Source organism: Deinococcus sp. Leaf326, assembly GCF_001424185.1.
Lineage (GTDB): Bacteria > Deinococcota > Deinococci > Deinococcales > Deinococcaceae > Deinococcus.
On sequence record NZ_LMOM01000021.1, the window covers coordinates 176301 to 189977 of the forward strand.

General features: G+C 69.1%; 15 protein-coding genes and 1 other RNA gene. 13 read left to right on the plus strand and 3 right to left on the minus strand.

What is annotated here, in order from left to right:
* Positions 1-80 precede the first annotated feature (80 nt).
* On the minus strand, positions 81-1301 hold the full coding sequence (locus tag ASF71_RS07815) for a type II secretion system F family protein (protein WP_056297609.1): 1221 nt from the start codon (positions 1299-1301) through the stop codon (positions 81-83).
* Positions 1302-1369: 68 nt separating this feature from the next.
* On the opposite strand from ASF71_RS07815, the gene ASF71_RS07820 reads away from it, so the two are divergent.
* From ASF71_RS07820 to ASF71_RS07840, 5 genes are all read left to right on the plus strand, one after another.
* Positions 1370-2005, plus strand: a complete 636-nt coding sequence (locus ASF71_RS07820; protein ID WP_235514225.1) for an L-threonylcarbamoyladenylate synthase — start codon at positions 1370-1372, stop codon at positions 2003-2005.
* Positions 2002-2550: an SMC-Scp complex subunit ScpB gene (scpB, locus tag ASF71_RS07825; RefSeq protein ID WP_056297613.1), complete on the plus strand. Its 549-nt coding sequence runs from the start codon at positions 2002-2004 to the stop codon at positions 2548-2550. Before ASF71_RS07820 ends, scpB begins: the two co-directional genes overlap by 4 nt.
* Positions 2551-2664: 114 nt before the next feature.
* Positions 2665-3423, plus strand: a complete 759-nt coding sequence (locus tag ASF71_RS07830) for a DUF4388 domain-containing protein (protein ID WP_056297616.1) — start codon at positions 2665-2667, stop codon at positions 3421-3423.
* A 64-nt stretch (positions 3424-3487) separates the two neighbouring features.
* Positions 3488-4948, plus strand: coding sequence for an Asp-tRNA(Asn)/Glu-tRNA(Gln) amidotransferase subunit GatA (gatA, locus tag ASF71_RS07835; RefSeq protein WP_056297619.1), 1461 nt, complete (start codon positions 3488-3490; stop codon positions 4946-4948).
* 152 nt (positions 4949-5100) lie between these two features.
* Positions 5101-6039 (plus strand): iron-siderophore ABC transporter substrate-binding protein, encoded by a 939-nt coding sequence (locus ASF71_RS07840; RefSeq protein ID WP_056297622.1) that lies wholly within the window; start codon positions 5101-5103, stop codon positions 6037-6039.
* A 68-nt stretch (positions 6040-6107) separates the two neighbouring features.
* Here the strand turns inward: ASF71_RS07840 and truB are convergent, their stop codons facing one another.
* Positions 6108-7055 (minus strand): tRNA pseudouridine(55) synthase TruB, encoded by a 948-nt coding sequence (gene truB, locus ASF71_RS07845; protein ID WP_056297624.1) that lies wholly within the window; start codon positions 7053-7055, stop codon positions 6108-6110.
* Between the two features lie 72 nt (positions 7056-7127).
* On the opposite strand from truB, the gene ASF71_RS07850 reads away from it, so the two are divergent.
* The 3 genes from ASF71_RS07850 to rnpB all read left to right on the plus strand — a co-directional run bounded on the left by ASF71_RS07850 (position 7128) and on the right by rnpB (position 8718).
* Entirely contained in the window at positions 7128-7508 is a 381-nt protein-coding gene (locus tag ASF71_RS07850) for a hypothetical protein (protein ID WP_056298348.1), read from the plus strand.
* Positions 7505-8257 (plus strand): pseudouridine synthase, encoded by a 753-nt coding sequence (locus ASF71_RS07855; RefSeq protein ID WP_056297629.1) that lies wholly within the window; start codon positions 7505-7507, stop codon positions 8255-8257. The genes ASF71_RS07850 and ASF71_RS07855 overlap by 4 nt, the downstream gene beginning before the upstream one ends.
* 31 nt (positions 8258-8288) lie before the next feature.
* Positions 8289-8718, plus strand: an RNA gene (rnpB, locus tag ASF71_RS09045) — RNase P RNA component class A.
* A gap of 102 nt (positions 8719-8820) precedes the next feature.
* On the opposite strand, the gene ASF71_RS07860 is transcribed toward rnpB, so the two are convergent.
* Positions 8821-9171, minus strand: a complete 351-nt coding sequence (locus ASF71_RS07860) for a DUF423 domain-containing protein (protein ID WP_056297632.1) — start codon at positions 9169-9171, stop codon at positions 8821-8823.
* 240 nt (positions 9172-9411) lie between these two features.
* On the opposite strand from ASF71_RS07860, the gene mraZ reads away from it, so the two are divergent.
* The 5 genes from mraZ to ASF71_RS07885 all read left to right on the plus strand — a co-directional run bounded on the left by mraZ (position 9412) and on the right by ASF71_RS07885 (position 13608).
* A complete protein-coding gene (gene mraZ / locus ASF71_RS07865; protein WP_056297635.1) occupies positions 9412-9840 on the plus strand; it encodes a division/cell wall cluster transcriptional repressor MraZ in 429 nt (142 codons plus the stop codon).
* A gap of 2 nt (positions 9841-9842) precedes the next feature.
* Positions 9843-10754, plus strand: a complete 912-nt coding sequence (gene rsmH / locus ASF71_RS07870) for a 16S rRNA (cytosine(1402)-N(4))-methyltransferase RsmH (RefSeq protein ID WP_056297638.1) — start codon at positions 9843-9845, stop codon at positions 10752-10754.
* Complete coding sequence (locus ASF71_RS07875; protein WP_235514226.1) at positions 10751-11119, plus strand: hypothetical protein; 369 nt, start codon at positions 10751-10753, stop codon at positions 11117-11119. Before rsmH ends, ASF71_RS07875 begins: the two co-directional genes overlap by 4 nt.
* A complete protein-coding gene (locus tag ASF71_RS07880; protein WP_056297641.1) occupies positions 11110-12465 on the plus strand; it encodes a penicillin-binding protein 2 in 1356 nt (451 codons plus the stop codon). The genes ASF71_RS07875 and ASF71_RS07880 overlap by 10 nt, the downstream gene beginning before the upstream one ends.
* Positions 12466-13068: 603 nt before the next feature.
* Positions 13069-13608 carry a 3D domain-containing protein gene (locus ASF71_RS07885; RefSeq protein ID WP_056297644.1) on the plus strand — a complete coding sequence of 180 codons (540 nt, stop codon included), beginning with the start codon at positions 13069-13071 and terminating at the stop codon, positions 13606-13608.
* Positions 13609-13677 lie beyond the last annotated feature (69 nt).

Consider the following 13677-nt stretch of genomic DNA (forward strand, 5'->3'; position numbering starts at 1 on the left):
GACGGGGTACTACGGTGCCGAGCCTGCTGCGGCGGCGAACTAAAAAAGCGCCCCTAAGGGCGCGTGGCCTGGAAAGAGGTTTATTTGCTGAGTGTGCCTATGATGCTAAACATCGGCAGGAACATGCCGGCCACGATAGTGCCCACGATGCCCCCCAGGAATACGATCATGACGGGTTCCAGCGCGGCTGTTAGGCTGTCGACCGCCTCGTCCACCTCGCGGTCGTAGAAGTCGCCGATCTTGCCCAGCATGGTGTCGAGCGCGCCTGTCTCCTCGCCGATGGCGATCATCGAGACGACCATAGGCGGGAAGACCGAACTGGTTGCCAGGCTCGAACTCATCTGCTCGCCGACCGTCACCACGTTTTTGGCGTTCTCGATGGACTCTTCGACCACCGCGTTGTTGGCCGTGCCGCGCGTGATCTCCAGACTCTCAATGATATTCACGCCGCTGCCGATCAGCAGGCCGAAAGTGCGCGCGAAGGAGCTAATCGCGCTCTTTTGAATAAGTGTCCCAAATACGGGGAGACGGAGTTTGATGGTATCAATTACTTTGCGTCCCTGAGGACGACTGTAATACCAGCGATAGGCGAAGACTAGAGCAGCGATTCCAATCACCATAAAGAGGGTTGAATGTTGCAAAAAATCCGAAATTGCCATCAACATTCGTGTGATGAATGGGAGGGGTGCATTGAGCTGCGTGAGGATGCCGGCGAACTGCGGCACAATGGTCGTGAGCAGAAAGTAGGTGATGCCTAGCGCGAAGACGAGCACCACCACCGGGTAGGTCAGGGCGCTCTTGAGCTTGCCGTTCAGCGCAAGCTGCTTTTCCTGAAAGGCCGCGATGCGCTCCAACACGGCGTCCAGCGTGCCGCTCGTCTCGCCCGCGCGCACGAGATTGACGAACAGCCGGTTGAATACCCTGGGGTGCTGGGCGATGGCCTCGCTGAAGGGTGTGCCGGCCTCGACCTCGCCCCGGACCTTGCGCATGATGTCCTGAAAGCCTTTGTGCTCGATCTGCTTTTGCAGGATGCTCAGCGACTGCACTAGGGGGACCCCGGCGTTGATGAGGGTGGCGAGCTGCTTGCTGAACACAGCGACCTGCTTGAGCCCGGGGGGGCGGTCAGTCAGGCCCGGAATCTTGACGTCGGCGTTTACGCCGGTGCGTGGGGCCTTGACCTCGACGATCATCAGATTCTTGGCGCGCAGGGCGTCGCGCACCTGACCTATGGTCTCGGCCTCCATCTGGGATTTCAGGACCTTGCCACTCGTGTCCCGGACGCGATATTCGAAGACCGGCATGGGGCGAGTATAGTTTCGCCACGTTCACGCGCTTCTTACAGGTCACGTGAAGGGAAAGGCAGGCGGATGTGACGGCACAGCAGGCGCAGATGGCACGGGCGGCGGAGATTCTCGCGGCGGGGGGCGTGGTGGGGTATCCCACCGAGGCCGTCTGGGGTCTGGCGGCGCGCCCCGAATACGCGGCCGAGCTGCACCGCCGCAAGGGCCGTGAGCTGGGCAAGCCGGTCCAGGTCTCGTGCCCGGACGCGCCTTCCGCGCTGGCGTGGGCCTGGCCCTCGGCGGCCCTGGAGGCGCTCGCGGCGCTGTGGCCCGGTCCGCTGACCGTGGTGACGGCAGCGCTGCCCGCCTGCCCGCCCGATCTCGCGCCGGAGGGCCAGGTGGGTCTGCGCGTGCCCGACCACCCCCTCGCCCGCGCGCTGCTGCTCGCGGCCGGCCCGCTAGCGACCACCAGTCTCAACCCGGCGGGCCGTCCGGCCGCGCTCAGCCGGAGTGAGGCTGCCGGCTACGCTCTCGCCGATCTGCTGCTGGGTGAGGCCGGCGCCCCCGAGACCCCACCGGCGCCGGGGGGACTTGCCAGTACGGTCGTCGCTCTGCCCACCCGGCCGGGCGACCCTGCGCGGGTGCTGCGGGCTGGGGCACTCCCCACGGAGCAGGTGCGGGCCGTGCTGGCCGTCGTAGGACTGGCGCTGGAGGCCGCGCCGTGAGTACCCCTGATCGGGGTGCTCCGGCCGCGCAGGCCCTGATCGGGGCGACGCTGCTGGCGGCTGGGCGGCCCGTGACGCTCCCCGAGCTCTCGCGGGTGCTGGGGCTGGGTGAGGACGCCGCCGCACGGGCCATGACCACCTTCGCGGCGACTCTGGAGAAGGCCGCCCTGGGGTTCGTGATCGAAGCGGTCGCGGGCGGCTACCGGCTGGTGGTGCCCCCGACCCTCGCGCCGCATCTGTCCCCCGTCCTCGCGCCCCCGGCGCTGCCTGCCCTGAGCACCGCCGCCCTGGAGGTGCTGGCGGTCATCGCCTACCGGCAGCCGGTCACCCGCGCCGAGATCGAGGCGATGCGCGGCGCGAGCGCGGGCACGGTGATCACGTTGCAGGAGCGCGAACTCGTCAAGGTCATGGGGCGCAGCGCGGCGGTGGGCCAGCCCCTGCTCTACGGCACGACCGACCGCTTCCTGATGGAATTCGGCCTGACCGATCTGGCAGAATTGCCCCCCCTTGAGGGAGCCGACTTCGCCCATCTGCTGCGCGGCTGACCTTCTTGCTTCTCGGGCTCCCCCAGTCCTTCTCAGGGTCTTGCGCCCCGTCCCCGTCTGTGAGCAGACTGTGCAGCGCCGGGCAGTCACACTGGCCCCCCTCCGGAGAACCCCATGCCCAACACCACCCTGAACCTCGACCATTTCAACTTTCTGGAGCTGATGCAGCTTCTCGCGGCCGGCGGCAAGACCGGGGTGCTGTCGGTGACGCGCGACGCCGAGACCTTCGAGTGTGCGTTGGAGGCCGGGCGTGTGCGGGAGCTGAAGATGGGGGCGCGCCGGGGCAACCTCGCCCTGGTGGCGCTGCTCTCGGACCCGCGCGGGCAGTTCCACTTCGACGAGGGCCGCCGCGCCGCTGCCCCCAGTCTGGACGCCAGCATGGACGAGGTGGCGCTGGAGGCGCTCGCCGCGTTGCCCGAGCAGCCGCTGCCCTTCGACGGCCCCGGCAAGCTGGCGACCGAACGCCTCGACCAGATGACCTGGACGGTGACTGAGCGGCGCGTGCTCGACCGCATCGAGGCCCAGCAGCCGCTGGCCGAGGTGGCGCGTGACCCGGAAGCCCGGCGCCTCATCTCGCGGCTCGACCGCCTGGGGTTACTTAAGCCCCGCAAGTCGCGCACCGCCCGCCTGACGGTCACGCTGGCGCAGGGGGTGCGCGGCGTGGTGGTCGTCGACAGCTCCATCGTGCGGCGCTGGTCGGGAGACCTGGGCCGGCCCCCCGCACAGCTCGCCGTGCGCGACGACGCGGGCCAGACCTACACCTTCGCGCTGCGTATGGCCCCCGATCTGGGTAACCAGTTGCAGGTTCCCACCGAACTGCTCATGCGCACCGGGCTGCGCGCGGGCATGAGCGTACTCGTCAAGCCGCTGTAGGTGCGGCCGGCGGTCTGGAGGAGCCGCGCCGCCTCCCTGGTCCGCGCCGCTAGACTGGGGCGGTATGCCCGCGTTGCCCTCTGCCTCCGCCCTGGCCCGCGCCGTCACGCGCGGCGAGACGACCCCCCACCACCTCCTCGAGCAGGCGCAGTCGCGCGCCGAGGCGGCGCGCGACCTCAACGCCCTGGTCAGCCTCAACCCGCGCGCCGCCGAGCAGGCCGAGACCGCGCGCCGCCGCGTGGAGGCGGGCGAGACGCTGCCGCTGGCAGGCGTCCCGGTGATCGTCAAGGACAACATCAACGTGACCGGCACGGCCACGACCTGCGGCAGCCGCATCCTGGCGAACTATGTCAGCCCCTATACGGCGACCGCCGCCCAGCGCCTGCTCGACGCCGGGGCCGTCATCGTCGGCAAGGCCAACATGGACGAGTTCGCCATGGGGTCGAGTACCGAGAGCAGCGCCTCGGGGCCGACCCTCAATCCGTGGGACCGTGCGCGCGTGCCGGGGGGCAGCAGCGGCGGCAGCGCGGTCGCGGTCGCGGCGGGCCTGACCCCGGTCAGCCTGGGCAGCGACACGGGCGGCTCGGTGCGCCAGCCGGCGGCCCTGACCGGCGTGTACGGCCTCAAGCCCACCTACGGCCGGGTGTCGCGCTACGGGCTGGTGGCCTACGCGAGCAGTCTCGATCAGATCGGTCCCTTCGCCCGCAGCGCCGAGGACCTTGCCCTGCTGATGAACGTGATCACCGGGCATGACCCGCGCGACGCGACCAGTCTGAACGCTCCGCCTGCCTTCCTGGTGGGCACACCCGAGAACCTCCGCGGCCTACGGGTCGGCGTGATCCGCGAGAGCCTGAGCGGCAATACGCCGGGAGTCGAGGCGGCCCTGAGCGCCACCCTGGACGCCCTGCGCGGCGCGGGGGCCGTGGTGGGGGAAGTCTCGCTGCCCTCGCTGCGGCACGCCGTCGCGGCGTATTACCTCATCGCCATGCCCGAGGCGAGCAGCAACCTCGCGCGCTTTGACGGCATGGTCTACGGCGCGCGGGCGGCGGCCCCCGACGTGACCGGCAGCATGACCCTGACCCGCGAGCAGGGCTTCGGCCGCGAGGTGCAGCGCCGCATCATGATCGGCACCTACGCCCTGAGTAGCGGCTACTACGACGCCTACTACAGCAAGGCGATGCGGGTGCGCCAGCTGATCTCGGACGAATTCACCGCCGCGTTCGGAAACTACGACGTGCTCGTGACGCCCACCAGTCCCTTCCCGGCCTTCCGGCGCGGCGAGAAGACGAGCGATCCTCTGGCGATGTACGCCGCCGACGTGGACACGGTCGCGGTCAATCTCGCGGGGCTGCCCGCCCTGAGCGTGCCGGCCGGCTTCGAGACGGTGGACGGCGTGCGCCTGCCGGTCGGCGTACAGTTCATCGCGCCTGCGCTGCATGACGAGCGTCTGGTCGCCCTGGCAGGCGGGCTGGAAGGAACCGGCGCCGTGGCTCTGGAGCTTCCCGGCGGTTTCGGCGCGGCCTGACCTTCTTGGCGGGGGACGCAGGGGGGCGTGACCCACACCGCAGTTCTGTGACCGGTCTACTAATCCGAGTTGACCGGTCGGATTAGGACGTGTCAGACTTCCGGCCGCCCTGGCCCCTGTGACCGGGCCGGAACGAGCCAAGGAGACTTCTGATGCGTACCCGTCTGTTCAGCCTGCTGGTCGGCACTGCCCTGGGCACGGCCACGGCCGCCACGACCTACCCCGTCACCGTGATCCACAGCGCCGGCACCACGACCATCTCCAAAAAGCCCCTGCGCGTGGTGGCGCTCGGGCCGCACGCGCTCGACCTGCTGCTGTCGCTCGGCGTGCAGCCGGTGGGCTACGGCGAGGCGTCCACCTTCATCAAGACGCCGGCCTTCGGCTCGCCCATCCGCGACATCCGCAACCTGGGCAGCCGCGTGACCTCCAGCCCGGTGAACGTCGGCGACCGTTTCAACCCCAACCTGGAAATCCTGGCGTCTCTCAAGCCTGACCTGATCGTGGGAGAGGACTACGCCGCGCAGGTATATCCGCAGCTGAGCCGCGTCGCCCCGACCCTGCTGTTCAAGGGCATTGACCACAACGAGTGGCAGAAGACCCTGCCGCTGCTGGCCCGCGCCCTGAACCGCGAATCGGCTGCCGCGAACGTGCTGGCGACCTACACCAAGGGCATGCAGACCACGCGCGCGGTGCTGGCGCCCCGGTTCCGGGGGCAGAAGGTGCTCGTGGTCTGGACCGGCGGCGGTGAGGGCAAGAATACCTTCACCATCAGCGACCACAACGACTGGACGGGCGGCCTGCTGAGCGACTTGGGTCTGGGGGTCGTCGACGGCGAGAAACGCGACGCCGTGGTCAGTGTCGAGGGCCTGGTGGCACTTGATCCTGACGCCGTAATCGTGCTCGCTTCGGGTAGCAACACGCCTGCGCGGGCCCGAGCCGACTGGAACGCCGGCGCCCTGACCAGCCGCCTGCGCGCCACCCGCGCGGGGCAGGTGTATTTCCTCGACTATCACCTGTTCCGGCGCATCCGCGGTCCCATCGCGGCCCAGCTCATCGAGCGCCAGCTGCTGCGCGAGATGACCCGCAACTGAGCCGGCGGCTGGGTGGACTGGAGGTGCAGGCCGGGAGAGGACCTCAGACCGCAAGGTGAGAGGGCCGGTCAGCCCTGTTCTGGCCCGGCCCAGACCCGGACCACCTTGAGCCGCTCGCCGTCGCCGTCCACCACCGCCACGAGGTCGCCGCGCAGGGTCACGACCTGCCGCCCAGCGACCGGGTACGCGGGCCGTTTGCCTTGCCGCAGCTCGCGCGCCATCCGCTCGTCGGCCTCGATGACCGGAAAGTCCAGCGCGGCGAGGTCGCCTACGCCCACCGCCTCCGCGACGCCCTCCAGCGGCACCGTATCCGCGAGGTCGTAGCGGCCCGCGCGGGTGCGTACCAGCCCGCCCAGGTGCGCGGGCACACCCAGCGCCGCCCCCACGTCGCGTGCAAGCGAGCGCAGGTAGGTGCCGCTGCCGACCTCTGCCCGCACGAGCAGCGTTGGGAACTCACCGAGTGCCGGGGGCAGCGTGAAGGCGCGGCCGCCAGGATCGGGCGCCCAGCCGGCGGGGGTGGGGGAGAAGTGCTGCGGCGACGCCTGTGCGCTGGGGTACACGCCCAGCAGGTCGAGCGTATGAATCTCGACGCTGCGGGCGGGCAGGTCAAGTGCGCCCCCGGCCCGCGCCACGGTGTAGGCCCGCTGTCCACCGACCTGAAGGGCGCTGTACTGCGGCGGCACCTGCTCCTGCGGTCCCAGAAAGCCCGCCAGGACTTCACGCACCCGGTCCTCGGCAGGCAGGACCACGTCGGCCGTGTCCTCCACCGGTCCCTCGGCGTCCAGGGTAGGGGTGCCCGCGCCCAGCGAAATCCAGGCGAGGTAGGCCTTGCGGTCGCGTTCCATGAACTGCACGACCTTGGTGCTCTCGTCCACGCACAGCACCAGGACGCCGGTCGCCAGCGGGTCGAGGGTGCCGGTGTGGCCCACCCGCTTCGTGCCGCGCAGGCGCCGCGCGCGGGCGACCACGTCGTGCGAGGTGAGGTTCAGGGGCTTGTCCACGGCGATGACCGGCATACCGGGCCGATGCTAGCAGCCCGGCCCGGCGGCGCCACACTGCCGGCCGCCCCCAGTCTCTACACTGCGGGCGTGCTACGCGCTGCCTTCTGGCTTACGGCCCTCCTGTTCATTCCCATAGGCCTCTTTCTCTATTTTCTGCCTCCGTCCGTCGCTGGCCTGGTCGGCGTCTCGCCGCTGTGGCTCGCGCGCTTTTCGGGCGGTCTGCTGCTGGCCTGGGGGGCTTATCAGCTCGCCGCCAGCTTTGCGCCCGACCCCGTCAAGGTCGGTGGCCTCGTCGGCGGCAACCTGTTGAGTGTCGCCGCCCTGCTGCCGCCCACCCTGCGCGAAGGGTCGCTGCTCGCTCCGTCACTGCGCAGCGCACTTCTCGGACTGTGCGCCGTCCTGACCGCCCTGGCGGTGGCCGCCACCCTCGCCGCGCCCCCCCGCGCCTTCCCGGGCGGCCGCGCATGAGCGAGCGACTCCACAAGCACCTGGCACGCGCCGGGGTCGCCTCGCGCCGCGCCGCCGAGGAACTCATCAAGGCGGGGCGCGTGAGCGTCAACGGCGTCCCCGCGACCCTGGGTCAGAGTGTCACCGAGGCCGACGACATCCGTCTCGACGGGCAACTCATCGAGACGCAGCGCGTAGAGGCCGTGACCTTCGCGCTCTACAAGCCGCGCGGCTACGTCACGACCGCCCGCGACGAGTACGGCCGCAAGAACGTCCTCGACGCCATGCCCGACGTGCCGGGCCTGCACCCGGTCGGGCGGCTGGACCGCGACTCGGAGGGCCTGCTGCTCCTCACGACCGACGGCGACCTCACCCAGACGCTGACCCACCCGAGTTTCGGCCACGAGAAGGCCTACCGCGCCTGGACCGAGGGCGAACCCGACGAGGTGGCCCTGGACGCGCTGGTCACGGGTGTGAAACTCGAAGACGGCGTCGCTCAGGCCACCCACGCCTCGGCCGCTATAGGCGGGGCCCATGTGGTGCTGGCCGAGGGCCGCAAGCGGCAGGTGCGCCGGATGCTCGAGGCGGTGGGTCACCCCGTGACCCGGCTGCTGCGCTACCGCGTGGGCGGGGTGTGGCTGGCCGACCTCGATGTGGGCGAGTACCGCGAACTGAGTCGCCGCGAATTGCAGGACCTGCTGGAACCTGCCAGCACGCCCCCGCAGGTCCGTGACCGGCAGTGGGAACGCATCCGGCGGCGCTGGGGCTGAGCGCCGGCGCGACTCTGCTATGCTCGTGGGCGCGGGGGAATGCACGGTCGCGCCCAGGCAACTGGGTGAGGAAAGTCCGGGCACCGCAGGGCAAGGATGCCAGCTAACGGCTGGTCGGCGAGTCGAGCACCCACACCGGCACCGTAAGGGTGGGCAGCGGCGAAGCCGAAGGACAGTGCCACAGAAACCAGACCGCCGCGCTATGCGCGTGAGCGCAACGCCCCGGCGCGGGCGGAGGCGCGGTCAGGGTGAAACGGTGCGGTAAGAGCGCACCAGGCCCCCCGGAGACGGGGAGCGCTGGTAAACCCCATCCGGTGCAAGACCCGACAGTGCGCGAGGGCGGCCCGCCCGTTGACCGCCAGGATGGTCGCTTGAGGCGGGTGGCGACACCCGTCCCAGAGAGATGACCGCGCAGCCACGCGAGTGGTGGACAGAACCCGGCTTACAGTTCCCCCGCACCAGACAGGCGCCCCCACTCGATTTCGGGTAGGGGCGCAGTCATTTGAACAGGGGGGCCGAGGTCGCGAGGTGGCCCAGCTTCCTTCGGCCCGCGCCCCAGCGGCTCACTTCCCCGCGTCTATCGCCGCTACGACCAGGCCCGCGATGAGGAGCAGGCCCCCAATGGGCGTGATGGCCCCCAGCCAGCGCAGGCCGCTCAGCGACAGCACATACAGGGTCCCGCTGAACACGATGGCTCCGGCCAGCAGCAGCAGGGGCGCGCGGGTCTGGTTCATTTGGGTGCCCAGCACCATCAGGGCGAGGGCCGCGTACATCTGGTAGCGCACGCCGGTCTCGAAGTTGGCGAGCATCTGTGGGTCCAGGCGCTCGCGCAGGGCGTGGGCCCCGAAGGCCCCGAAGGCCACCCCCAGGGCGGCGAGAACGGCTCCGGTTTGCAGGGCGACTTGGGCACGCATATCCCCACGCTAGCCACCGGGCAGGGGCGCGCATGTCCCGCCAGGGTGGCCAGAGTGGGAAAAGGGGCCGGACTGGGGGCCAATTCGCTCTGTGCAGTGGGGCGCGGTGGTAAACAGGGGGGACGCTTGTTACACTTTCCTTAACAGTTCGGAGTTGTGCTCAGCGTAAGTCCGGGCTGTACCTCGCCCTCACCGGCCCTTCGGGGTCAGTGGGAGAACAGTGGGGAAGAAGGAGCGAAGGTGCCGTTTGGAGAGTACCCGTACACCATCGACGACAAGGGGCGCGTGGTCATGCCGCCGGCCTTCCGGGAATTCGTCGAGGACGGCATGATCCTCACGCGCGGCATGGAAGGCTGCCTCTATGTTTTTCCGCTCTCCAGTTGGCGGCGGGTCGAGGAACAGCTCGAGGGCCTGCCCCTCACCGACGCCGCTTCGCGCGCCTTCGTCCGCTTCTTCTACTCCGGGGCCAGCAAGGCGCGGCTCGACAACCAGAGCCGCGTCTCGGTGCCCCAGACCCTGCGGGCCTTCGCGGGCCTGGAGGGCGACGTGATCGTGGCCGGTGCGCCCGGACGCCTGGAACTCTGGGCACCGGCGCGCTGGGAAGCCGCCATCACGGCCGTGCAGGACCATCCGCCCCAACCTGACCTTCTCGCCAACTTCGTGGCGTAACTATGACGACTCCCCCCACCAACTCCGCACCCCTTTCCGACCTCTCCCATATTCCCGTGCTGGCCCAGCAAGTGCTCGGCGCGCTCGAACCTGCCCCCGGCAAAGTCTTCGTGGACGGCACCCTCGGCGGCGCGGGCCACACCCGGCTGCTGCTGGACGCCGGAGCGACCGTGTACGGCATCGACCAGGATCCCTACGCCCTGGAACGTGCCCGCGCGGCCCAGATTCCCGGCCTGCACGTTCTGGAAGGCAACTACCGCGACATGGCCGCGCTGCTCGGCGCCGAGGGCGTCACGCAGGTGGACGGCGTGTTGCTCGACATCGGCGTGAGCAGCTTTCAGCTCGACGACGGCGACCGGGGCTTTTCGTACCACACCGAGGCGCCGCTGGACATGCGCATGAGCCAGTCGGGCGAGACGGCCGCCGATGTGGTCAACACCTACGACGAGGCCGACCTCGCCGCCATCATCTACGAGTACGGCGAGGACCGGCTATCGCGCCGCATCGCCCGCGCGGTCGTGTACGCGCGCGAAAAGGCCCCCATCGAGACGACCGTGGCCCTGGCCGACATCGTCAAGCGGGCCTACCCGGGCTTTTCCAAGGGCATCCACCCCGCGCGGCGCACCTTCCAGGCCCTGCGGATTCATGTCAACGACGAACTCGGCGCCCTGCGGGGCGGCCTCGAAGCCGCCGAGGGCCTGCTGCGGCCCGGCGGGCGGCTGGCGGTCATCAGCTTCCACTCGCTCGAAGACCGCATCGTCAAGCGGTACCTGCTGGGCAGCGAGACCCTCACGCCGCTGACCAAGCGCCCGCTGGTGGCCTCCGAGGAGGAACAGGCCGGCAACCCCCGCGCCCGCAGCGCCAAGCTGCGCTCGGCCGAGAAGCGGGCCGCCGTCCCGGAAGTGGATGGGTGACCGCCCTGCGCTGGGCCTTCGACACCACGCCCGTCACCTGGCAGCGGCGCACGCTGCGCTACCTGGCGATCTACCTGGCGCTGGCGCTGCTCCTTGTCGGGGCGCGGTATCTCAGCCAGGACGTGCGCCCGGACCTGCGTGCCGCCCAGCTGCGCGAAGAAGAGCTCATCAAGGAGCGCGACGACCTCACCGTGCGTGTGCAGGCGGCGACCACGCCCCAGAAGGTCCAGAGCTGGGCGCTCGACAACGGCATGCAGCGTTTTGCCGAGAGCCGCAAGGCCGTCCGTGATCTGGGCGCCGCTGCCGCGGTCCCACCCCTGGCCGATTCCACCCCTGTTCTCGAGGTGAAGACACAATGGAAGTGAAGATCCGCAACCGCTCCCGCATGATGCAGATGCTCGCCCTGCTCATGTTCGCCTCTCTGGTCTGGGCCTATGCCCAGCTCGAGTGGGGGATGCCTCAGGGCGCCGGACGGCCCTCGCCCACGGCGCGCGGCGCGATCCTGGCGGCCGACGGCTCGGTGCTCGCGCGCACGGTGAATAAAAAGCGCGTGTATCCCCAGGGCACGCTGGCCGGGCAGATCATCGGGATGATGGGGGAGAGCAGCGGTCTGGAAGGTCTGGAAGCCGCCTACAACCGCGACCTGGAAAGTGGGCAGTCGCTCAAGCTGACCATTGACCCACGGACGCAGGCAAGCGCCGAGGCCGCGCTGGCCGAAGGCGTCAAGACCCACGAGGGCGAGTACGGCTCGGTGGTCGTCATTGAGACGCGCACCGGCCGCGTGCTGGCCGCCGCGAGCTACCCGGCCTTCGACCCCAACTCCTGGCGCGACTACAGCGCCGAGACGCGCCGCAACCGGCCCTTCCTCGACGTGTTCGAGCCGGGGTCGACCGTCAAGGGGCTGGTGGTGGCCGCCGCGCTCAACGAGAACCTCACCACCGCCGCGACCGTCTACGACACCCCCATGCGCCGTCACGTCGGGGGCCGCTGGGGCAGCGTCATCAACGACGCCGTGCAGCACCCCAGCACCCTGACCACCAAGCAGGTGCTGCGCTTCAGCAGCAACGTGGGCATGAGCCACGTCGTCGAGCACTTCCCGTCCGAGAAGCTGCGCAACTACCTCACGAGCTACGGCTTTGGGCAGGACGTGCAGCTGCCGACCGTCTCGGCCGCTACCGGCCGCCTGCAACCGCTGCGCAAGTGGGATGATCTCGTGCGCGTGACCAACGCCTTCGGGCAGGGCATGAGCAGCACCACGCTGCAACTCGCCGCCGCCTACAACACGCTCGCCAACGACGGCATGTACCTCTCGCCCCGACTGGTCGAGGGCGCGGGGGTGGGCGAGCGCCGCGAGGTCATCCGGCCCGGCACGGCCCGGGAGATCCGGGGGCTGCTCGAAGCGGTGGTGTCCGAGGGTATCAAGACCCAGGCCGGCATCGAGGGCTACGCGCTCGCGGGCAAGACCGGCACGGCGCAGGTCGTCGTGGACGGCAAGTACAGCTCGACGATCTACGACAGCACCTTCGCGGGCTTCTTTCCTGCCGACGCGCCGCGCGTCACGGTGGCCGTGATGGTTCACGGGGCCAAGCTGAACTACCACGGCTCCATGCTCGCCGCGCCTATCTACAAGCGGATCGCCTCTGGCCTGATCTCCGAGTGGGGCACCGCGCCCCGGATCGAGCCCGAGAAGGCGGAGGCCACCACGCCCTGAGAGGCGCCGGAACTGAACGTACGGGGAAAGGGACAGCCGGAGGTAAGGCTGTCCTCCCCGAACCGAAGTACGCCTATCAAGCCTGGCTTTCTTAAAATGAGTAAGAAATGAGCGAAAGGTGCACCTGAGGCGGGTCACACGGCGACTGACCAGAAGTCGCCTCAGCTGTTTGTGATCAGGATCACTTCTCCAGCTGCTACAACGTAAGCACGGCAGCTTTTTTGTCCTTGAAAAGGCTTCAGCGGCCTCTGATTCTCATCCTCATCATGAGAGTATGAGGCTTGGTATTGCTATTTATCTCATCTAAAAAATCGTGTTTCGGACGCTGAAAACGTCCAAAAAAGTGAATTGAAACGTTTCTGAACAGGTCAAGGGTGAGAGCAAAGAGCGCAGATTCTCACGGGACTGCCAGTTCACGCCACTAAGCTTTGTGACGTACGGGCAGACGCCACTGGGGCTTCAACGTGCGGCCGCCTTGGTCGGCCACGTTCCCAGCCTGAGCGACACCGACGCTTTTTTTTGTATCCGAGACCCATCGCAGAACCGGAAGTGTGGCTAGCCGGCCACGTCCGTTCACGTGCCTTTGACTGTTCAGGAGATTTCATGTCCCACAAGTACCTCGCCGCCCCCCTGCTCCTCGCCCTGTTTGCCTTCGCCGGTGCGCTCCCTGCCCTGCCTGCCGACAAGCTCATCTCGGACGCGGTCCAGACGGCCCTGAGTCAGCCCAGCCCCGCGCAGAGTGCGGCGCCGGCTCCTCAGAGCGCCCAGCAGGCGGCGGCCCAGGAATACATCCAGGAGACGCTGGCAGCGGCCCCGCGCACCGGCCGCAGCGCCGTGGCCCGGGCCACCGCGTACAACAGCCTCGCGGGCCAGACCGACAGCACCCCTCACATCACCGCGACCGGCACCCGCACCCGTCCCGGCGTGGTCGCCCTCAGCCGCGACCTGCTGCGCAGCTTTCCCTACGGTTCCCGCGTGACCCTGCAGGACCTCTCGGGCCGCTACAACTTCGGCAACCGCGTGTTCATCGTCGAGGACACCATGGCCGCGCGCAAGACCGGCAGCATCGACATCTGGATGGGCAGCTACCGCGACGCCATGACCTTCGGCGCCCGGCAGGTCCGGATCACCGCCGTCCGCTGACCCTGCACCTCACGTCCCAGCCGGCCGGCCACCTCCGTGGTCCGGCCGGTTTCGTGGTTCGGGGGGCAG